The 18,384-nt window shown below is 62.8% G+C and carries 26 protein-coding genes; 6 read left to right on the forward strand and 20 right to left on the reverse strand.

The window, feature by feature from the left end; all coding sequences use genetic code 11:
• Positions 1 to 29: 29 nt before the first annotated feature.
• From RHBS_RS11540 to RHBS_RS11580, 10 genes are all read right to left on the reverse strand, one after another.
• A complete protein-coding gene (locus RHBS_RS11540; protein ID WP_128645599.1) occupies positions 30 to 263 on the reverse strand; it encodes a hypothetical protein in 234 nt (77 codons plus the stop codon).
• A gap of 55 nt (positions 264 to 318) precedes the next feature.
• Positions 319 to 882: a TetR/AcrR family transcriptional regulator gene (locus RHBS_RS11545; RefSeq protein WP_128645600.1), complete on the reverse strand. Its 564-nt coding sequence runs from the start codon at positions 880 to 882 to the stop codon at positions 319 to 321.
• Between the two features lie 97 nt (positions 883 to 979).
• Positions 980 to 1,516 (reverse strand): DUF262 domain-containing protein, encoded by a 537-nt coding sequence (locus RHBS_RS11550; protein WP_128645601.1) that lies wholly within the window; start codon positions 1,514 to 1,516, stop codon positions 980 to 982.
• A gap of 57 nt (positions 1,517 to 1,573) precedes the next feature.
• Positions 1,574 to 1,822 carry a hypothetical protein gene (locus RHBS_RS11555; RefSeq protein ID WP_128645602.1) on the reverse strand — a complete coding sequence of 83 codons (249 nt, stop codon included), beginning with the start codon at positions 1,820 to 1,822 and terminating at the stop codon, positions 1,574 to 1,576.
• Entirely contained in the window at positions 1,819 to 2,196 is a 378-nt protein-coding gene (locus RHBS_RS11560; protein ID WP_128645603.1) for a hypothetical protein, read from the reverse strand. Before RHBS_RS11560 ends, RHBS_RS11555 begins: the two co-directional genes overlap by 4 nt.
• A 150-nt stretch (positions 2,197 to 2,346) precedes the next feature.
• Positions 2,347 to 2,598: a hypothetical protein gene (locus RHBS_RS11565; protein ID WP_128645604.1), complete on the reverse strand. Its 252-nt coding sequence runs from the start codon at positions 2,596 to 2,598 to the stop codon at positions 2,347 to 2,349.
• Positions 2,599 to 2,648: 50 nt separating this feature from the next.
• A complete protein-coding gene (locus RHBS_RS31495; RefSeq protein WP_272913855.1) occupies positions 2,649 to 2,774 on the reverse strand; it encodes a hypothetical protein in 126 nt (41 codons plus the stop codon).
• 37 nt (positions 2,775 to 2,811) lie between these two features.
• A complete protein-coding gene (locus RHBS_RS11570) occupies positions 2,812 to 3,108 on the reverse strand; it encodes a DUF6884 domain-containing protein (protein WP_128645605.1) in 297 nt (98 codons plus the stop codon).
• A gap of 1,403 nt (positions 3,109 to 4,511) precedes the next feature.
• The gene (locus RHBS_RS11575; protein WP_128645606.1) at positions 4,512 to 4,775 is read right to left on the reverse strand and encodes a hypothetical protein; all 264 of its coding nucleotides are present in this window, start codon (positions 4,773 to 4,775) and stop codon (positions 4,512 to 4,514) included.
• Positions 4,776 to 4,959: 184 nt separating this feature from the next.
• Positions 4,960 to 6,027, reverse strand: a complete 1,068-nt coding sequence (locus RHBS_RS11580; RefSeq protein WP_128645607.1) for a GAF domain-containing protein — start codon at positions 6,025 to 6,027, stop codon at positions 4,960 to 4,962.
• 492 nt (positions 6,028 to 6,519) lie between these two features.
• Here RHBS_RS11580 and RHBS_RS11585 point away from each other — a divergent pair, with 492 nt between their 5' ends.
• Positions 6,520 to 7,734: a cytochrome P450 gene (locus RHBS_RS11585; protein WP_237669169.1), complete on the forward strand. Its 1,215-nt coding sequence runs from the start codon at positions 6,520 to 6,522 to the stop codon at positions 7,732 to 7,734.
• 64 nt (positions 7,735 to 7,798) lie between these two features.
• Here RHBS_RS11585 and RHBS_RS11590 read toward each other — a convergent pair whose 3' ends face one another.
• Positions 7,799 to 9,652: an EAL domain-containing protein gene (locus RHBS_RS11590; protein ID WP_237669170.1), complete on the reverse strand. Its 1,854-nt coding sequence runs from the start codon at positions 9,650 to 9,652 to the stop codon at positions 7,799 to 7,801.
• A gap of 133 nt (positions 9,653 to 9,785) precedes the next feature.
• Here RHBS_RS11590 and RHBS_RS11595 point away from each other — a divergent pair, with 133 nt between their 5' ends.
• Positions 9,786 to 10,037: a hypothetical protein gene (locus tag RHBS_RS11595; RefSeq protein WP_128645610.1), complete on the forward strand. Its 252-nt coding sequence runs from the start codon at positions 9,786 to 9,788 to the stop codon at positions 10,035 to 10,037.
• Between the two features lie 779 nt (positions 10,038 to 10,816).
• On the opposite strand, the gene RHBS_RS11600 is transcribed toward RHBS_RS11595, so the two are convergent.
• Positions 10,817 to 11,809, reverse strand: a complete 993-nt coding sequence (locus RHBS_RS11600) for a hypothetical protein (RefSeq protein ID WP_128645611.1) — start codon at positions 11,807 to 11,809, stop codon at positions 10,817 to 10,819.
• Positions 11,810 to 11,880: 71 nt separating this feature from the next.
• On the opposite strand from RHBS_RS11600, the gene RHBS_RS11605 reads away from it, so the two are divergent.
• Entirely contained in the window at positions 11,881 to 13,017 is a 1,137-nt protein-coding gene (locus RHBS_RS11605) for a cytochrome P450 (protein ID WP_128645612.1), read from the forward strand.
• 6 nt (positions 13,018 to 13,023) lie between these two features.
• Here the strand turns inward: RHBS_RS11605 and RHBS_RS28945 are convergent, their stop codons facing one another.
• From RHBS_RS28945 to RHBS_RS28950, 7 genes are all read right to left on the reverse strand, one after another.
• Entirely contained in the window at positions 13,024 to 13,305 is a 282-nt protein-coding gene (locus RHBS_RS28945; RefSeq protein WP_187298453.1) for a hypothetical protein, read from the reverse strand.
• A gap of 396 nt (positions 13,306 to 13,701) precedes the next feature.
• Positions 13,702 to 14,154, reverse strand: coding sequence for a hypothetical protein (locus tag RHBS_RS11615; RefSeq protein ID WP_128645613.1), 453 nt, complete (start codon positions 14,152 to 14,154; stop codon positions 13,702 to 13,704).
• Between the two features lie 135 nt (positions 14,155 to 14,289).
• Positions 14,290 to 14,511, reverse strand: coding sequence for a hypothetical protein (locus RHBS_RS11620; RefSeq protein ID WP_128645614.1), 222 nt, complete (start codon positions 14,509 to 14,511; stop codon positions 14,290 to 14,292).
• Positions 14,512 to 14,623: 112 nt separating this feature from the next.
• Entirely contained in the window at positions 14,624 to 14,863 is a 240-nt protein-coding gene (locus RHBS_RS11625; protein ID WP_128645615.1) for a hypothetical protein, read from the reverse strand.
• Positions 14,864 to 15,003: 140 nt separating this feature from the next.
• Positions 15,004 to 15,237: a hypothetical protein gene (locus RHBS_RS11630; RefSeq protein ID WP_128645616.1), complete on the reverse strand. Its 234-nt coding sequence runs from the start codon at positions 15,235 to 15,237 to the stop codon at positions 15,004 to 15,006.
• A gap of 67 nt (positions 15,238 to 15,304) precedes the next feature.
• Entirely contained in the window at positions 15,305 to 15,568 is a 264-nt protein-coding gene (locus tag RHBS_RS11635; RefSeq protein WP_128645617.1) for a hypothetical protein, read from the reverse strand.
• A 70-nt stretch (positions 15,569 to 15,638) separates the two neighbouring features.
• On the reverse strand, positions 15,639 to 15,806 hold the full coding sequence (locus RHBS_RS28950) for a hypothetical protein (RefSeq protein WP_187298454.1): 168 nt from the start codon (positions 15,804 to 15,806) through the stop codon (positions 15,639 to 15,641).
• A 630-nt stretch (positions 15,807 to 16,436) separates the two neighbouring features.
• Between RHBS_RS28950 and RHBS_RS11640 the strand changes: the two genes are divergently transcribed.
• The 3 genes from RHBS_RS11640 to RHBS_RS11650 all read left to right on the forward strand — a co-directional run bounded on the left by RHBS_RS11640 (position 16,437) and on the right by RHBS_RS11650 (position 17,398).
• Positions 16,437 to 16,784 (forward strand): hypothetical protein, encoded by a 348-nt coding sequence (locus RHBS_RS11640; RefSeq protein WP_236745373.1) that lies wholly within the window; start codon positions 16,437 to 16,439, stop codon positions 16,782 to 16,784.
• A 123-nt stretch (positions 16,785 to 16,907) separates the two neighbouring features.
• Positions 16,908 to 17,135 carry a hypothetical protein gene (locus RHBS_RS11645; RefSeq protein WP_128645619.1) on the forward strand — a complete coding sequence of 76 codons (228 nt, stop codon included), beginning with the start codon at positions 16,908 to 16,910 and terminating at the stop codon, positions 17,133 to 17,135.
• Positions 17,132 to 17,398 (forward strand): hypothetical protein, encoded by a 267-nt coding sequence (locus RHBS_RS11650; protein ID WP_128645620.1) that lies wholly within the window; start codon positions 17,132 to 17,134, stop codon positions 17,396 to 17,398. The genes RHBS_RS11645 and RHBS_RS11650 overlap by 4 nt, the downstream gene beginning before the upstream one ends.
• Positions 17,399 to 17,591: 193 nt before the next feature.
• On the opposite strand, the gene RHBS_RS11655 is transcribed toward RHBS_RS11650, so the two are convergent.
• On the reverse strand, positions 17,592 to 18,176 hold the full coding sequence (locus RHBS_RS11655) for a DUF3710 domain-containing protein (RefSeq protein ID WP_128645621.1): 585 nt from the start codon (positions 18,174 to 18,176) through the stop codon (positions 17,592 to 17,594).
• Between the last annotated feature and the right edge of the window lie 208 nt (positions 18,177 to 18,384).

Below are 18,384 nucleotides of genomic sequence, written 5' to 3' on the forward strand. Positions count from 1 at the left end.
TCCCCGCCGGCGGGGCGGGCGGGTGCGGGTCAGTCCCAGGGGAGGTCGTCGGCACCGTCGGCAGCCATGCCGTGCTTGTCCCTCAGGGCGGCGACGTCGCGGTTGATTCCGTCGATGGAGAGTCGGTCGCCCTCGTCGTCGGGGTCGAGTGTGCGCAGGTTCGCCTTCAGTTTGCGGATCTGGTGCATGTCCTCCAACTTCGCTGGGGGCGTGTCTTTCTCGATCTGTTTGCGGAGGCGGGCGATGTTCTTGAACTCGGTCATGGTCGAGGCCTTTCGTTTCGGTGTGTTCGCGGTGATTCGGAATTTCGGGTGCGTGTCAGTTGCGGGTGTCGGCGGCGAGTCCGCCGAGTGCCGCGGTCGCCTGGGTGAGCAGGCGGTTGACGCCGTCAGCGGCCTTGAGGCCTCGTGTGGATCCTGGTGTTGCGGTGTTGCCCAGGATCATCGCCATCAGTGCATCGGCCATCTCGGCGGTGGTGAGTGCGGCAAGGTTGTCGTAGAGCTGTCTGTAACCGCCGCCGGCGCGGGCGTGGTCTGAGAAGTCCGGGTCCGACCACAGCACGGATTCCGCTTGGAGGACGACATCGCCTCGTAGCTGTTCGCCGTAGTCGGAGAGCAGGGAGAGCACCTTCTGGGCTGTCGGTACATCGGGGGTCGACGTACGGGCCAGTAGGAAGTCGTAGCGTTCGGCTGCGGTGTCGATTAAGGCGCTCACTGTTGCTTCTTTGGAGGAGAAGTGAAAGTACAGTGCGCCTTTGGTCAATCCGGCCGTGTCGACGATGTCGGCGACGCGGGTGCGGGGGTAGCCGCGTTCGGCGATCAGTTCCGCGATGGCGGTGATGGTCGAGTCCCGTGTTCGCCGCGCTCGCATTTGGGTTGCCATGTCGTCCTTCTCGTAGTCGGGGGCTGCACTGTGGCAGCCTTTCGGGTGTCGTGCAGTCCACGACTCGATGGTGAATGCTGTGGCGCGCGATGGGCGTTCAGCGGATATCGATGTCCGCCGCCCCTTGGGGTACGCCGCCGTAGTTGACCAACTCGAACACCTCGCGTTCGGCGTCGAGTGAGGGCAGCCGGCCCTCGGAAGTGGCCAGCGCCATGTTCGTGATGCGGCGTTGAACGGACTGGTCGAGGTCGCTGTAGTGCACGTCGCCGGACGTGGAGAACCAATCGCCGGGCAGTGGCAGGCGATCGTGCACGAACGCGAGGATCGCTGTGATGCGTTGCTTTCCGTCGATCACGCCGTAGCTGTACTGGGTGGGCCCGTCGAAATCGGACTCGAGCCTGCTGTTGAGGATGATCGACGGGATCGGGATGCCGCCGAGCAACGAGAACCACAGGTTCTTCTGCCGGGTGACACCCCAGACGTCTCCGCGTTGGTACTCCGGGTTCATGTCGAGCGTATCGGCGTAGTGGACGAAGAAGTCGATGGGCCGGTTGGCCTGTGACAGTCCGAGCTTCGGAATCGCGATTCGATTCGGCATGTTCGTCAGTTCGCCCGTCATGTGATGTTTCCCCACGATATTATCGTAGCGTAACGAGGACGGTTGTGCATCTGCGAGCCGCGGTAGGTCTGCTCACTGTCGAATCCTGTGGGCATAGGCGACCAAGTCGTCGTGCAGCTGATGCGCCATGACGATGCCGTGAGCGGAACCGGCGAGCGCTGCAGAGAGCCTTTCTCCGTACGTGTGGAGACTGATTCCGAAGCAGACGAGCACCTCGGATGCGTCGGCTCCTCCGTAGGGATGCCACCGCACTGCGAATTCGACGAGATCTGCTGGATCGACGCCTCTTTCGGGGTTTCTTCTTCGCTGCCGTGTTCTCATTGAGACTCCTCGAGGTTGCGTCGAGGCCGCACCGGGCCTCGGGGTGAGCATGTGCGGTGGGTCGTTCGCGGCGTCAGGGATGGCGGCTCTTCGGGCTGTTCGAGCGCCGCATCCTCGTCCCTCGTGGCGGTCCAGTAGGCGACGTCGACGGCGATCAGGTCGTCGAATCCGCACAGCAGCGAGGCGTAGACGGCGTCGCCGCTGCGCGTGATTCCTCGAACCGTTACTGCGACAACCGAAACGGTGGGCCGGGTGACCGTTGCGACGGTGACGATGGCCTGGTCCGGATCGAAGGCAAGATCCAAGGCCGCGTCGTGGATGCGGCAGCCTGCACGTAAATCCAGGACTGGAATCAGAATCGCTCGCGGGTCCACAGTTGCCTCATCTTTCGGATGCGTTCGTCGCCGAATCTGCCTCTGCCACCCTGGGCAAACCAGTTGTTCCCCGCGATATTATCGCATAGGCCAAATGTGCGCCACATCGATGAGCAAGGCTGTTTGGGCGGGGCGGATCGGGGGCCGCGCTCAGCCGAACGAGAATGTCTGACCGACGAGCTCGGTGCGGTCGGTGCAGTCGACGACCTTGACCTCGTGCATGCCGTCGATGTTGGCGTAGATGGCGTCGCCTCGACCGGTGAACGGGAACAGTTCATCGGTCGCCCAGTCTTCGAGGTCGTCGACACCGGGAGGCGGCGGGTTGACGGTGACGGTCTCGGTGCGGGGCGCGAACTCGTCGCCGTTGGCGTAAGTGTCCTCGATCTCGATGGTGATCTGCATGGTGTGACTCCTTCTGTTCAGGTGGCGGTGGGGGGGAAAGTCGACGGCGGTCAGGACGTCACAGCGGGCTCGTCGGCGGCGGTGTCGTCGCCGATCACGCGTGCTCCGTCGACCACGCGGACAGGGAATTGTCGGGTGCGCTCGGTCAGGGCGGTCGCCAGTTCTGCTCGGACCACTCGAGATGGCGACGCGCCCTGCGCGCTGGCCTCGCCGTCACCGGGGTCCTCCGCGGGCGATCTGCGCCATGAGGTGCTGTTGGTCGCCGATTCCGCGGGTGCCGTCCAATGGACTGCGCACCTGCGGCCATGCTGCTCGGACCAGGGCCGTATAGGTCTTGCCTGCCAGCACTGTCACGTCTGTGCAGCTGCCGAGTCCCGATCGCCGGACCTGCGCACGGAACGCCGGCGGCGTGATGGCCAGCTCGTCGCCGATACGGACGTCGTACGGCTTCACCGTCCGGTGGAGCGGGAGGAGTCCGTGGAGGGCGGAAGACGATGCGGATCCGTTCATCTGGCACCATCGCGCGGGCAGCCCGCAGTGCCAGCCGAAGTATGTGCCGTACACAGGGAGGCGGCGGGTGTGGGATGGGGGCTTTTCGTTGCGCCACAGCCGATCAGGACCAGCGGAATGTCTGCGAGAGGTTCGGCGTCCTCGTGGGAGAGGTGTTGCTCGACTGTCCATCCCAGCCAACTCCAGGGCGGGGCGAACGATCGGGTTCCGTTGGGGTTCGGCTCGGTCAGAGATACGCCGTGTCGGAACGCACGGAGTACGAAAGGGCCTGTGCGTAGCGTCAATTCCGTGTTCGGTCGTCGGCATTCGGCTCCGTCGGGCCCGTAGCGAAGTGTGCTGTGTGTGGTTCCGATTGCCGTTGGCTCACCGGTCAGTTCCGTTCCGTGCCGTAGTCCGCATCCCGGCAGGGTGGTCAGTGGGTGGCTCATCAGGAGCGCACGGCCTGGTATGTAGTCGGTGGGTCGCATGGGGACATGATGTTCTATACCTCTGACATTATCGTGGAGAGTCCGGGCGAGGTCGGTGGTCCACGACCGACCTTCTTCGCAGCGTGAGTCGTTCGGGGATCGCCAGGTTCGGCGACGGGCGCACGTGTCGTCACGTCGGGTGCACCGTCGCCGAAGGTGTACCCGCTCCCCCATGAGGGCGAGCGGGTACACCGTGTCCGACCGACACCGTCACCGAGCCGTGCATGACTGAGGGAACGGGTCTCGGTCGGGAGTCGCCGACGAATCGGCAGGTCTTGCCCGTCGCGCGCCACCGCTTCAGCGCGGGATTGGGCACCGGCGGGGTGGTCCGACTACCGGAAGCCATTCGGGGCGCTCCACGTTCGTCCCGAAGTGCTTGCCGGTCGTTGCCACCGTCGCCTGGTGCGCCAGCCGTGGGGCGCGAGGGTCGGTGTCCTTCCCGTCTCAGGTCCTAGGTCGAGTCGGTTTCCATCGTGGCTGGTCTCCAATGCCGTTCCCCCGGCACGTGACACCCGAAGTTGGTGTGTAACACGTGTGCCCTCGTGGTCGATCGAATGTGTGAGGGCTGACCGGATGGTTGGTTTCCATGCCGCCGACGGCGGGCTCTCGTAGGAGTCGTTCAGTGCTTTTGCTGTACGCGACGTCTGCCGGTTCAGGTGGGGGAAGGCCGTCAATCCATTGCCCTCGCCTGAACCGTGCGGGTTGTCAGATCACTCCAGCGACACCCCCTGGCTCGAAGATTTGAGCGTCGGCCCACCCACCCTGGATGCTGGGCGTGTTACGCGTGGGCCGAAGAATGTGTCGCGACAATGCGGAGCGGCATGGGTTGTTCATGGTCGATACGCTCCCCTCAGCGCTCTGTGCAACAGGTGTGATGGTCGTCGGGCGTTTCAGCAGGTGACCGCAACGGGTTCGGTGCTTCCCATGGGTGCGGATTCAGCGCACGCGCGTCGGGAACTCCCCTGTCGACGGGTCGTACCCGTGGTCGAGCATCCAGCTCCAATAGCCGAGGGCGTTGGTGAGCGGGTCCAGGCCGTTCGATCCGACACGGATTTGCGGCGATGTGCGGGCGTGCTGCGTGTCGTCGCGTGTGACGGCTTCGGTGGGCTCGCCGGAGTCGTCGGTGTCATCGCCCTCGGGATCTACCTGCACGGCCGTGCCCTGTTGCCTCGGATTGTCGACCTCGACGAGGAAACCCATCGGGAGACTTCGTCCGGATCGATAGACGGATCCGCGCACCGCTGTCGCACATTGCCGCGTTGGACGCACATCTTTCATACCCCTTGGCCTCCCGACAGAGTTCGTTCAAACCTTCTACGTCTTCGACTTCACCTGTGAAGCAGTCGATTTCCTTGCTTCGCTCGACGTGTGACCTGTTGTCGAATCACCACATTTGCGGACCGCAGGCCATCAAATCTTCTGGAGTGGCTCTGCCGACCTGAATCAAGCCCTGCGACGGGCCTTCTCGTCCCACCGCCGTGATAGTGACATCTACCGGAATCCAGTCGCTGTGGGCGAATCTGACATGAAGAATCAGCTCGGCTACTCGGACGTCGTTGGCGCTGAGGGACTGTCGAATAGTCTCGTATTTCGGCTGATCTCCAGGATGTATCTGGGGAACTTCCGACGCCCACGCGTCGAGGTCCTCACGGGGGTGAGCCAACCATTCTGTGATGATGCCGGATCTCAGGTCCACCAATCCGATGCCTCTGTCCGTGCTCGACATCAGCGCGGCCGTTTCCCTGACCACCTGCCTGTCGGATGTTGGCTGCGGCGGTTCGACGTCGGAAATATCGTGGACCAGCCCGCGGATGACCGGGCCGTTCGACTCGTACGAGCTCCGCACAGTCATGTAGACCCGCCTCAGCTTGTGGTCCTCACCGCGCAGATCGATTTGTCCGCCGAATTGGCTGGCCTCTTCGAGACGCTCTTCGAGCAGATCCCCCACGAATTCGAGGTATTGAGGCTGCTTGTCGAAGGCCTCGAAGAATCGGAAGATCTGTGGAATGACCCGCTCTTCCGGCGCGGCGGGCGTCATGCCGAGGATTTCTTCTTCGATTCTGTTGCCGTGCACGGTGGTGTCGGTCCGAGCGTTCCAACAGAACGTGCCAACGGTTCGACGCGGAGGTATCGACTCATCGGGCCGACCTACCCACAGCTGGACGCCGAAGACCTCTCCGGTACCGCCGTGAATCGGCACACCCTGAACAGCGAACTCGTCACCACTCGGGAGCCGAGCTTGCTTCGAGCGCGGTGTGCGATCTTGGGCAACCTCACTGATGACTTCGAGAATCTTCTCGAGCACGGTGGGGTGGTTGGCGAAAGATCGGCGGGAGAGCTTGGTGAAGTCACGTCGTTTGGCCCCCTCGTACACCAGGGTCGCGGCGGCAGGATCTCCAGTGAGGATCTCGGCGACCATCCAGTCGCGCGCGCCTTTCGAGGTTTCCGCCATCGTGTCCGTCCCGCCTTCGTTCTGAGGTCGGTTCTGCGCGCAGAGACCGACGATGCCCCGTGTCAGCTCCATTGTGACGGGCACGTCAGACATATCCGCAGCAGCCCTACCAGCACGAGGACCCGTTTCGCCGCACACCGGCGATGACTCGGCACGCCGAAGGGGACCGAGGAGCGTGAGGCGGTCGGCCGAGTGGTGAGCGGAAGTTGTGGCTACCAAGTCAATAACCCGCGGCGAGGACGTTCGACAGAAGACAACCGTCCAGAGACGGCAGTTGCAACATCTGGAACCGACATAGTCAAGATTCCAGGGAACTCCGTCGCCGCGGAGCGCTCAGTCATCGTAGCGCCCTCCACCCGAGCCGTCGACCATTCCGGTAGGTTTTTTGTGACAGATCACAGTTCGCAAGACTTCGCCGAACTCGTCGTCAATTCGCGACATCTAAGGTGGCGACCATCCCCCTCCACCACCCACATGACGTCAGGAATGTCTATGCCCGAGCCCACCAGTCTTCAGATCTCACCCGCGGATCGTGCATTCTGGGATTGCAGCTTCGACAACCGTCTCGCCAACTTCGAGTCGCTGAGAAAACGTGAGTCGATCGAGTTCCACGCGGAGGACTCCGGACCCGGATTCTGGTCTGTCGTCTCCTACGACGACATCGTCCGAATCGAACGGGATCCCGAAACATTCAGCAACGCAAAGGGCTTCACCATCATGGACATGCCCGCGGAGATCCTGGAGTTCGCAGCGTCCATAGTTGCCATGGACAATCCGCGCCATCGCCGCCTCCGCAACATCGTCCAATCTGCATTCACGATGAAGGCCGTCACCGAGCTGCAGACGAACATCGCGCTGTACGCAGACCACATCGTCGACGAACTTCCGTCGACGGGCCAGTTCGAGTTCGTCGACCTCGTGTCCAACAGACTGCCGCTGTACGTCATCTGCGAGCTGCTCGGAATTCCGGAATCGGACCGGCAGGTGATTCTTCGGCTGGCCGACGAAGTAGTCGGGGCGACCGATCAAACCTTCTCGCATTCACCTGGCGGCTCGAACGCACTCGCCGAGATCTACGGTTACGCACTGGACTTGGGCAACAGAAGACTCGCTGACCCTACAGATGACCTGACCTCGCGGTTGGTCCATGCGACGGTCGACGGGGACAGACTCACGCCGTCCGAGTTCGGCAGTTTCGTCATCCTGCTCGTTACCGCGGGAGGCGACACCGCCCGCCAAGCGATCTCATGGGCCCTGCACCTGCTCTCGGAGAATCCCGGCAAGCGCGATGTTCTGCTCGAGGACTTCGACACTCATATCGGGCCCGCGATCGAGGAGATAGTCCGTTGGTCCTCACCCGTGCCGTACATGCGGCGCACGGCTACACGCGAGGTACAGATCGGCGGAGCGACCATCGCCGAGGGGGACAAGGTTGTCCTGTGGTATCTCTCGGGCAACCACGACGAGCGGGTGTTCTCCGAGCCCGATACCTTCGACTTCACTCGCTCGAATGTGTCCGCGCACATCGGTTTCGGGGCGCGCGGACCGCACCACTGCCTCGGCGCAAATCTCGCTCGCGTCGAGATCGGGTCCATGCTGCGGTCGCTGTTCACCCGTTACCCCGACCTGCGGTCGGTCGGTCGGCCCGAGCTGGCGTTGTCGGCCTTCACCAGCGGAATCACATCGCTGCCCGCTCAGCTGTCCTGAGATCGATCAAACATCCAGAAATGCCCCGGTAGGCCCTCTTTTCGGCCTGCCGGGGCATTTCTACTCAGATCGCCGCAACGTGAATCGATCCCACCCGGAGTAGCGCTCTCATTTCGTCGGCGGGAACCGGCTTGGAGTACAAAAAGCCCTGCGCGCGCGTGCATCCCATGCTGTGAAGTGCATCGCGTGCCTCCCGTGTTTCGACGCCTTCGGCTACGACTTGCAGCCCGAATGCCGCCGCCAAGTCGAGGACCGCGTTCACGACTGCGCGATCCTGCTCATCGGTCCCGAGGTTCTGGACGAACTGTCGGTCGATCTTCACAGCGTCGACGGGCAGCACTTTCAGGTGCGCCAGCGAGCTGTAGCCGGTTCCGAAGTCGTCGATGGCCACCGCGACGCCGATGGACCTGAGCGTGTCGAGAATGTACGCCACGCGGGTGGTGTCGTGCACTGCCGCGGTTTCTGTGATTTCGAGCCGAAACCGGCTGGTGGACAGCGTGTTCGATTGCAATGTTTCGGCGACGACGTCGACGAAGTCAGGTTCCAACAGTTGTGCTGGTGAGACGTTGACACTCATGACGACGTCGAGATCGGGCATCTCGCTGACCCACCGTGCGTACGTCGACGCAGCATGGTTGAGCACCCATCGGCCAAGAGCGCCGGCGAGATCGGATGCCTCGGCGACCTCTACGAATGCCGACGGTGGCAGGAGACCGCGGGTGGGATGTTGCCATCGCACGAGCGCTTCGATACCGACGATCTGCCCGCTCGATAGGTCGATTTCGGGCTGATAGTGCAGGATCAATTCGTCGCCGCGGATAGCGTCTCTGAGGTGCATTTCCACGTCGTTGTGGAGGGTGTTCTGCGCTCGAATCTCGGCGTCGAACATCACGATGCAATTTCCGCCCGAGCGTTTGGCCGACAGGGCCGCGTAGTCGGCGTTGGCCAGGACTTCGTCGACGTCGTCGACGCCCGGTGAGGCCGAGATGACACCGACACTGGCGGTACGGCTGATCATGTCTCCGCTCGCCGACACCGTGGTGTCCGCGACCGCATCGAGCACCGTTCTGGCGATATCGAGCGACGACTGGGTTTTGGTGCCCGACTCCGAGGCTGGTGGATCGACGACGACCACGAATTCGTCGCCGCCCCAACGCGCGATCAATGCGTCGGGCCCGAGTGCTGCCCGCAGTGTGTGGGCCAGTGACCGCAGGTAGCTGTCCCCTGCTGTGTGGCCGTAGAAGTCGTTGAGGGCTTTGAGGCGATCGAGGTCGAGGTATATGACGGTCGATGGCCTGCTGTGGTCGCTGCGGTCGAGCCGGCGTTTGAGGTCGTGCTCGAGCCCGCGGCGATTAGCCAGTCCCGTCAAGGTGTCCTGCACGGCGGCTGCGCGGAGAGACTCTTCAGCTGTGATCCTGGCTTTGACCTGAGCGAGGAGGGTGGAGATGGCGGCCAGCGCTTCGATTTCGTGGTCGGCCCAGTCGCGATCGCCGATCTGGATCAATCCGACCCACCCGATCGGTTCGGTGGTCACCAGCGGCACCACAGCCATCGACGTCGCTTTGAAGCCGGACGCTTTCTCGACGCGCTTGCGGTATTCCTCTGTCTCGGGCTGTGGCCGGAAGATCCGCGGAACCGTGAGGTTCTCGCACATCGCGAAGACCGGGTCGTCCTGGAAGAACACCACACCGAGGGGGTCTGGATCGGGTGCGTCGGGTCGTGCGGGCCATTCGGCGATCATGGTCGATGACCTGTTGGATCGGTCGTGATGCCGAAGGTAGCTGGAGTGAACGCCGAAGTACTCGACGATCGAGCGGAGAACTCGGGTGTAGGCGGCGTGGACGGTATCGGCGTCGACCGCCACGAGTTCCGACGCGACCTCCGTGACGAGGTGTTCGAGAGTGCGATGTCGCACCACGATGTGGACCCCTTTCTCCGATGCCAGCGCATCCGGTGGCCCCGGTTTCGCCATGGGGTCGGTCGTCCCAGGTGCTGCAAGCTCCCCGGACAGCGCGGACCCATCGGGAGACTGTAGCCAATCCCACGATGCGATGACCGTGTTCAGGGCGGCGGGCGGCGCGGGCCGGATATCAACGGTTGCTGTGCCGGGGCGGCGGTGGCGGTGCTCCGCGGTCGTGTGGGAGAACGAAGTAGCAGCGTCTCTTGCTGCCCTGCGATCGGGCCAGTTCGACACCAAGATTCAGTCATTTACGTTGCTGGGCAACATGTTTCGAGTTGCCCTTGATGTGCGGTTGCGAACACGGGGCGGGATGGCCGGCGCGATCGCGGCCGCGCTGCACTGAAGGCGGCAGTCGGTGTACTCCACGTACACACCGCGTGCGCCGCCTTCAGCACCGCATACGGACTTATCCGGCCGATCCGCTACCGATCAGGGGGATCCACCACCACAGCTGGTTGAAGGGGAAGAACATGGTTTCGTTCCTTTCGGGTGACCCCGTGGGAGCTGACGTATCGATCCGACTGCTGACCTGCCGGATGCGGAGTGGGTGACCGCATCGTGCTTGTCAGGGGCACGTCGAGGGCACTCCACGCATCCGGACGGCTCGCGGTCGACCCCGATTCTTCCGGGTGCCTCGCGCGCGTGTGGTTGCGATCGGTATCGAAACGCCTACCCTCGTAAGGGTCGTTGTTCGGTGCTTTTGCTGTACGCGACGTCTGCCGGTTCGGGCGTGGGCTGGCCGTCAATCCATTGCCTGCGTCCGAACCGTGCGGTTGTTAGACCATTCCAGGGACACCTCCTCGATCGTGTCCCTGCGCGCCTGACATCTCACCGGTGCGCGCGTGGTGAGCCGACTGTGCCAGGGCGAGCCGCTGCGACGGTGCCGTGTGTACGAGTCGGAGATTCGCCCGTTTCCGGGAAGTTATCGAGTAGCGGTTCATGGGTGTTCGTCCCTCTGTTCGGCGTGATGACGACAGCACAAATAACCCTGTGCATTTCACCGCGCTCGGCCCAATGATTACGACCGGCGGGACGCCCACGAGGGGCTGTAGCAAACCCACCCTAAACCGACACTCTCGGCATGAGCAACCGTGTGTTGGCGTGTTTACCGATAAGTCCTGATCAGCCATTCGGTACCTCGAGGTCGTCGATGACTCTTACTTGTAGGAGTGCTGCGGTGGTCTCTTGGTCGATCGCGACCAACGATGCAGTGACGTTGAGCCACGTCCAGGTCCCGTCCAGCGCGCGGACCCGGAGGCGTCCGTTGGTGCGTTGGCGGGCCAAACCCTTGGCCATCTCGATCATCGTGGCGTGGTCATCCGGGTGTACTTCCGGCTCCGGTTCGCTCGTGACCTTCTGCCAGGCGATTCCGGGTGCCGGAGCTCCCATCCACCGGATCAAGCGAAGCGATCGGAGGTCCAGCAGGGCTCGGTATTCACCTGGGTCGGTCAATGCATCGAGCACGCGGTGTTCGAGGAGGACGATCTCGGGCGCGGCCGTGACGTTCGGGTCACCGCCGATGTCGACGCTGAGCCCACGCGCGACCATGTGCGTGTGGCCCTCGGGAGTCGTCTCCCGGTAGATCCGGCACGAGAAGTGTGCGGGCCACTTCGAGCCGTCCTGCCGAGTCACCGACCACTTCCCTTGGTGGACGGTTCCTGCTTCGGCCGTGATGATCTTCTTGATCGCCACCGATTCGGCCGAGTCCGTGTCTACCTGCGCGAACATCGCGGCAAGGCTTCGTTCCTGGCCCCAGAATTCCTGCGGTATGTCGGCCATTTCGGCCCACTCACGGCTTCCGAGCGCTGTCATCGTGGTCAAGTTGATTCGCCAGGCTCCAGCGGCGGGAACTGGCGGCGGTGGGGTGCGGCCGGACCAGTACCACGCGCCATGCAAGCGGTCGTTCACCCGCAGGGCCCGAGCGTGCACGAATCGACCGTCCGATTCGACCGCGATATCGTCACTTCCGCGCCGAAGCTCCATCATGACGGCGCGAACATGTTCTTCCGCGCCGCGGGACTTGAGCCGGTGTCCGATCGGTGTGAACTTCTCGGTCGACCCGACATGTTGATAATCGACAGCGATGAGTCGTCGAAATGCTCCACCAATACCCATTGAGCACCCTTGTCAGCCACAGATCCCCGACCTCCTTTCTGTTGTTCGAGCCAAATTGCTGGAGACACACTATGCCGTCGACCACAATCGACCTCAGTAATACAACGTTGAACCATGCCGACTACACAGCACTGGGCCCGGTGCATCGATGGACGTCACCGAACGGACAATCGGGATGGATCGTCGTCGGCCGGCCGGAGGCCCGAGCTGCGTTGACCAACGCCGCGTTGGCCAAAACCCCTTCCGCCATGGCAGGCAGGCAGGCGTCCACGGGATGGAAGGAGGCCATCACCGCACCGATGCTCTCGCACATGCTCGCTCACGACGGCCCCGAGCACGTGCGGCTGCGTCGAACTGTGTCGCGGTTGTTCGCCGCCGGTGCCGTCGATCGATTCGATACGACCATCGCGGCGGCCGTGTCGGAACGGATCACTGGACTGCCTCCCATCGGACATCAGGTCGACTTGGCGGCTGAGTACTCCAAGCCGATTCCCTATGACATTATCACATCGATTTTGGGAATCTCCGATCTTTCGTTGGTCGAGTCGTCGCGCCTATTGTCCGATGTACTGCTCACCCCACCTCGTCAATTGCAACGAGCAGGCGTCCGTATGGCCCGAAAGCTTCTGTCCGAATTGCTGATTCGACATGTCATCCGTCGGGACGATCTGATGGGCATACTCGCGCGCGATCCCGACCTGACGTGGCAGGAGGCTTTGTCCACAGCAGCACTCATACTCATCGCAGGCCACGAAACGACATCGGGTTTGATCACAGCGGTCTTCTACGAATTGCTCCGGGACGACCGAAAGGCGCTGCAGTCGTATCGAACCGGCGATCTCACGATGAGCGAGGTGACGCGTAGAGCCCTGACCTGCCATCCGCCACTTCCCATCGCCACGATGCGAGTCGCGTCGTCTCCCTTGACGATCGCCGATACAGACATCGCCGCGGGTGACCTCGTACTGGTCTCGCTCCGGGCTCCCGAGCCCAGCACGAGCTGCCCCCATTCGGCAGCCGCCGCCTCGCACATGTCCTTCGGGTACGGGCCGCACTACTGCGTGGGGTCGCACCTGGCACTGAAACAGACCGCTGCAGCCGTCGAGGAGCTCCTTCTGGCGCGCCCGGACATCCGACTCGACGGCCCGCCGGTGTGGCGGAAGGGAGTCATGTTCGGTGGCATCGAGCAGCTTCCCGTCCAGTTGTAGCCGTGTTCACGCCACCCGTGTTCCACGTATCTGCATGGTTCGCAGTAACTCTCGCGTTGCGAGGCAATCGTCGACCGCGCGGTGCCCGCCGTTGAGCTTTCGCCACCGACGCTCCCCGTTGAACGACGACCGCGCATGCATCGCGCACCACCATTGCGCGTCCTCGACCACGGGAGCGATGCCGACCGCGTCGGCGTGACGGGCCAGGACTCCTCGGTCGTACCCTGCGTTGTAGGCGATGACGGGGCGGCCCCGCAGGACCGCTGTGAGCGTCGGAGCCAGCTCCACCAGCGCGGGCGCGCCCGCGACATCGTGATCGACCAGACCGTGAACGGCCGACGCACTCGCCGCGATCGTCGAGCCTCGGGTTCGATCAGAGACTCCATCAGCACTGCGCCGGTCTTGAAGTCCACCACCGCGACTTCGATGGCCAGCCCATCGAAGTCCGTTGTCTCCGTATCGACGATCACGGCCCCGCGACGAGCGAGCAGGGCAATTTCCCTGCGGACCTTCCATCGGCGTATCGGACTCGCCGCGGTATGGGCCACTGATCGAAACGTCATAGCTAGCAGGCTATCTCGACCCTCCGACAGAAATTCTCTTTGCCGGCCGCCGGTGCACTCGCAGGGCTGAGGTGCGAAGTAGCTCTATCGTCCGGTACACCGCGAGCGCACCGTGCACATGTCATTGACGCTCTTTCAGGGGGAAGAGAGTATCGACTGCGGTTCTGAGGCTCTGCGTCGCCAGGGCGTCGACGCCACCAGCTGGCTGCTTGCCCAGGAAGCCATTGACCTCCCCCGCGAGTCTGATCCCGGCGTCGGCGGCGTCCTTGGCGGCGTCGGCGTCCTGTTTGGCCTCGTCGGCTTGCTTCTTCGCCACCTCTGCGGTGCCGCGGTTCACTTCTCTGCCGAACAGCCAGCCGACCGCCGCGAACACGATGGCTTCGAGGCCGCCGACTATGTAGGCGTATCGACTCCACACCATTTCCGTCGTACCTTCGTCGTCGGCCTCGGTGAACAGCCAAACGCTCAAGACGAGGAACACCACGACGAGGGCGATCGCCACGACGAACAGCGGCCAATAGCCATTCCCATCCGCGTCTGGCGTCTTCCCATTCTCTTCCCCACGTCCGAACATCCCGATCGCCCCTTCCAGTCGGTAACAACGGATGAGTTGGTACTACACCCGTCCCTGCCTGGTCGGCGGCGATTCGGTCATACTGGACTACGTCCGGTCAGGCCACGCAGTCGGATAGCACCACGACGGGGTGCTTCAGTCCCGCCAGATGTCGGCGGCGGTATCTCCGGCGAACTGGCGCAGGGCCGCGATGTCGCTGTGGCTGTCGAATCCGTATTCGGTGGCGAGCATGTCCAGGTCGCTCATGAACCGTTCGTAGCTGACTCGGTGCCCTGCGGCGAATGCGGCGACGTCACGCCCGATACCACTGGTTTCCGGGTAGTCGGCCGCCAGTTTGCGTGCTTCGGCGAGGGTCATCGCGCTCGTTCCTCTCACAGTTCATATCGCTGATTATTCGTTGTACCGCAATGCGATTCCCAGCCGAGGCAGATGCCGCGGGCGACGTCTATCGCTGCGGTATTGCCACGGCTTACCGCACCGCCGCCCGAGGCGGACGCACTCTGTGCAGTCTGACAGTTGCTGCCGGCCCGGTCTGCAACGGCCACCACGTCACCGGTTTCGATCTGCGATCCAGGGGCAGTCGGGCGTCTCGAACTGTCAGGGACACCAGATCGAGACCGCGGTTGTCGAGGTCGAGCATGATCGCCGTCAGGTGCGACGAGTGCGGGTAGTCCTTACCGTCGTCGAGGGGGTAGGCGAGCTCTACCAAGGTGTTCGCCGATGCCGGCCCCGTGAGGTCACGTCGTAGACGATGGCCGCTGTATCGACGCTGTCTGCGAAACCTGTCATCGTGGCACGCCCGTTCTTCGGAGTGGAGACATCGCTTCCATCGGCTCTGGGCACTGTCGGTCAGCGCATTTCACGTCGAACCGTGTCCTGCGGGCCGTAGTTGATGCCCGAGGGAATGTCGCCGCCGACGATCCCGACGAGGACCGAGTCTTCGTTGATTCGTTCGACACTCTCGACGGTGTAGATGTAGATCTCGTCCGTGGAGAACGGATGCGGCTGCCATTCGTCGTTGCGCTCGTGCACGCGATCGCCTGCTTGGAGCTCGAGTACCGGGGCTGTGACAAGGTCTGCCATTTCGGTGCCTTTCTCGGTGCATTGCTTCCCAGGTCAGCAATCAGCGTGTGTGCCGCACGCAACCGTCTTACGCAGGCCTGCCGACGTAGGCGTCGGCGTCTTGGGTCGACTGTGCTCCGACGAAGCATTCGGGGTGCTCGGAAACGATGCGATCGAAAGATTCCCCGAACAAGGCCGCGACCGTCGTGGCGGTCGTGGTGCGTGCAGACTCGAGGTTGTTCCGGCGGCGCATCGCTGCAATGACGCTCCCGTGCTCCTCGACGACGTGCGTGTTCCAGTGCGGGTTGTATGCCACGACGAAGAACATCGGGCCGACCCCTACGTCCTGCATGGGCGCATTCGGATCGGGGCCGCGTCCGTGATGCCAGGTCTGTGCACCGTCGACCGCGTCGGAGTGGGGGTCAACGGACTGCAGTGTCGGCGTCGGACACATCCACCTCGTGGCTTCCGCTCACGTGGTGTTCGGTGATGTCGATGTCGACTCCGGCCTTGTCGCTGGGGTGGCTGATGTAGAGAGCCACTGACGACCCGCCTGCCGTGTGGTTCACCTGCCAGAGCTTGCCTGTCACTGCCGCACCGGTCGCTGGGTCGTCGAATGCGACTTGTCGGCCTCTGTCCGATTCGGCCAGTTCACTGCACTTCAATTCTGCCCCCTACTCGACCACCATAAACACTCGATAACGAGCATTTCCGGGACTATACAAGCCGTGTTCACATTTCGCCCGGAGAGTACCGCATATCAACCCGATACACCGCTGACTGAGAACAATTGCCGCGCCGCCCGAGAAGGCACTCGATCAAGACTGGGCAGTATCATAATCAACCTGACCTGGACCGCTGTAAACCGGTGAATATCTGTTCGGATGTCGATACCAACATGACAGGATTCAAACACCCGACTTCATATGCACGCTGAACACCACCTCATAACGCTCGAACACAACCTCATCCTGGCCTGTACATGTTGGTACGCTGCCCTCGGAGGCCTGGTAGGACTGAAGGTGATCGATACCGTTGATTCAGGAGGGTGCAGGTCGGCCCACGACGAGCGAGACCCCGACGAGATCGAGATCGAGCGACTGCAAGAATTCCTGACGGGAATCGCGGGTTCTATTCGATATTATCGCGATGAAAAGCAACGATGAAATGAACCAAGGAGCGAAGACGTGGCTACGAGAAGTCCTGAGCGAACAGAGTTCTTGAGTGACATCCTGATCGCCGCGACTGGCGGCATCGGCTATTGGGCGCAGGTCGCCGAGCCAGAGAGCCTGCTCGAGAAGGTCCGATCGAGAACGCCTATCGAGTCGATACGCCTGACGGATCAGGAGGATTCGTCGAAGGCACACACCGTCACTCTCGACGATGTCGCCCGTGGCCTGTCGCTGCTGTCCAGCGGAACGCTGAACTACTCCAACATGGGCTACAGCGAGACCCCCGCGCGCCTTCGCGCACTCGACAAGTCCGACGGCGACGATTCCGATTACGACGCTTCCGATGCCGACGCGATCGTGCAGGCCGCCATCTTCGGGAAGGTCGTATACGGATAGCCACACCCTCAGTGCCGACGCACTGCACTCCTTCCCCACCGCCCTACCCGAGAGGCCAACGTCCAGATGTTCAGTTCAGTTGCAAAGACGGCCGGCGAGCTGTTCCCAGACAGCACGATTCAGATGACCTTTCGACGCCGCACCCGCGCTGGCTTGTGTTCTCTCGTCGACGCGGTTCGCGCCGGCACCGACGATCTGATGATCGAGACCGGGGGTCCGGACGGCGGCGTCGTCGAGTCTGACGGGGATTGGCCGAGACTCGCCGAGGTGCGGTTCGAGGAGTACGGCTCGACCATTCTCGGACCCGATAGCCTCGAATCGAGGTCGCACGTCGTGGTGAATGCGCAGTGAGCGGCTCGAGTTCGTTCACGGTGTCGGATAAATTCGCACCAGGCACTCCAGTTGTCCTTCGAGAGGACCTCGCGTCCGGCCGCGACGACATCATCACCGGTGAGGTCCAATCCCCCGGCGAGCCCGCATGGACTCCGTGCGAACATCAGGTCGACCCGCCGGACAGCGGCATGGTGGTCGTCGTGTGGCCATCGCTTCCCGAAGGGCTCAACGCGCCGCACTGGGAGTACGCCTCGGATCTTGTCGCCGTCGATCGACGATGACGGCTCGCGATTGGATCGATTTCAATGTCGCCCGGCCAGACACCCGACCACGACGGAAACCGGCGGGCACGAGGCGGCATTCTTTGCACCACTTAACGGCCTATTTTCCGGCCGTTCTCCCATACATTCTTCTCAGGTGTTGGCGCGTCTTTTCCTATGTGTTCTCGGACCATTTTCGTCGTGTGGGATCACGTCAGTCCCCGGTCCAACCGCCCGGCATCTCGACCGGAATCACAGCTCCCGCGGGGTGCGGATGGTCTCCGCGACGCACGGCCGACCACGACAAAATTTTGCGGAGGTGCAGGGTGTCGACCAGCTCGCGGCCCGGCCGAGTCGCGGCCATCGAACGCAGGATCCATCGCTCGCCCTCGACGGCGATGCACACTACCGATGATCCGTCCGGGGCAGTTGCGACTGTCTCGATACCCCATGGGCCTACTCTCTCGACAACTTCCCCCATCGACCGAGCTACCTCGTGATTCGCCCGCCTCAGTACTTCGCTGTACCCGCCGGACCGGGGCACCGCGTACACCGTCAGAGCAATGTGGGCACCGGTGCTGGTACGCAAGGTCAGACTCTCGAAATGGTCTCCGCGGCGGGTGACCCCAACGCGCGTCTGCTCGGGCACCGGGATGATGAGCGGTCCGCAGTCGACGATCGTGAGTATCTCGCCGCCAGCACGAATCGTGTGGCCGTTGTGGCTGGTGAGGCCTGCTGGATGGTCGACCGGGCCGTCACCGAAACGGGGTCTTCTCCGAGGTATGGAGTGTGTCACCATCTCTTATGCTGTAGTTTCTTTACCGGTGGACAGTATCTCGATCAGACTGTCGGAATCGCCGCATGATCGGCTTACCCGTGTTAGAGCAAATATGCGCGAGTTAACGATGTACCCTTGCATACGACGTATTGCGTTAATGAAAGGACCACCCTCGCGATGGAGATAATCGAAAAGCGGCTCGTCGACGACGTGCTTCACGCCGCGGGGG

It is taken from the genome of Rhodococcus sp. BS-15 (assembly GCF_000813105.1).
GTDB lineage: Bacteria > Actinomycetota > Actinomycetes > Mycobacteriales > Mycobacteriaceae > Rhodococcoides.

What these genes read in the sequence shown, in the direction of transcription:
- RHBS_RS11600 (WP_128645611.1), bottom strand. Translation starts at nt 11,809, where the DNA reads ATGGGTATTGGTGGAGCATTTCGACGACTCATCGCTGTCGATTATCAA.
- RHBS_RS11655 (WP_128645621.1), bottom strand. Translation starts at nt 18,176, where the DNA reads ATGGTGACACACTCCATACCTCGGAGAAGACCCCGTTTCGGTGACGGC.
- RHBS_RS11545 (WP_128645600.1), bottom strand. Translation starts at nt 882, where the DNA reads ATGGCAACCCAAATGCGAGCGCGGCGAACACGGGACTCGACCATCACC.
- RHBS_RS11555 (WP_128645602.1), bottom strand. Translation starts at nt 1,822, where the DNA reads ATGAGAACACGGCAGCGAAGAAGAAACCCCGAAAGAGGCGTCGATCCA.
- RHBS_RS11645 (WP_128645619.1), top strand. Translation starts at nt 16,908, where the DNA reads ATGACCTTTCGACGCCGCACCCGCGCTGGCTTGTGTTCTCTCGTCGAC.
- RHBS_RS11575 (WP_128645606.1), bottom strand. Translation starts at nt 4,775, where the DNA reads ATGGGTTTCCTCGTCGAGGTCGACAATCCGAGGCAACAGGGCACGGCC.
- RHBS_RS11565 (WP_128645604.1), bottom strand. Translation starts at nt 2,598, where the DNA reads ATGCAGATCACCATCGAGATCGAGGACACTTACGCCAACGGCGACGAG.
- RHBS_RS11620 (WP_128645614.1), bottom strand. Translation starts at nt 14,511, where the DNA reads ATGACCCTCGCCGAAGCACGCAAACTGGCGGCCGACTACCCGGAAACC.
- RHBS_RS11630 (WP_128645616.1), bottom strand. Translation starts at nt 15,237, where the DNA reads ATGGCAGACCTTGTCACAGCCCCGGTACTCGAGCTCCAAGCAGGCGAT.
- RHBS_RS11595 (WP_128645610.1), top strand. Translation starts at nt 9,786, where the DNA reads ATGACCGTGTTCAGGGCGGCGGGCGGCGCGGGCCGGATATCAACGGTT.
- RHBS_RS11570 (WP_128645605.1), bottom strand. Translation starts at nt 3,108, where the DNA reads ATGAACGGATCCGCATCGTCTTCCGCCCTCCACGGACTCCTCCCGCTC.
- RHBS_RS11580 (WP_128645607.1), bottom strand. Translation starts at nt 6,027, where the DNA reads ATGGCGGAAACCTCGAAAGGCGCGCGCGACTGGATGGTCGCCGAGATC.
- RHBS_RS11635 (WP_128645617.1), bottom strand. Translation starts at nt 15,568, where the DNA reads ATGCAGGACGTAGGGGTCGGCCCGATGTTCTTCGTCGTGGCATACAAC.
- RHBS_RS11540 (WP_128645599.1), bottom strand. Translation starts at nt 263, where the DNA reads ATGACCGAGTTCAAGAACATCGCCCGCCTCCGCAAACAGATCGAGAAA.
- RHBS_RS11585 (WP_237669169.1), top strand. Translation starts at nt 6,520, where the DNA reads ATGCCCGAGCCCACCAGTCTTCAGATCTCACCCGCGGATCGTGCATTC.
- RHBS_RS11605 (WP_128645612.1), top strand. Translation starts at nt 11,881, where the DNA reads ATGCCGTCGACCACAATCGACCTCAGTAATACAACGTTGAACCATGCC.
- RHBS_RS11615 (WP_128645613.1), bottom strand. Translation starts at nt 14,154, where the DNA reads ATGTTCGGACGTGGGGAAGAGAATGGGAAGACGCCAGACGCGGATGGG.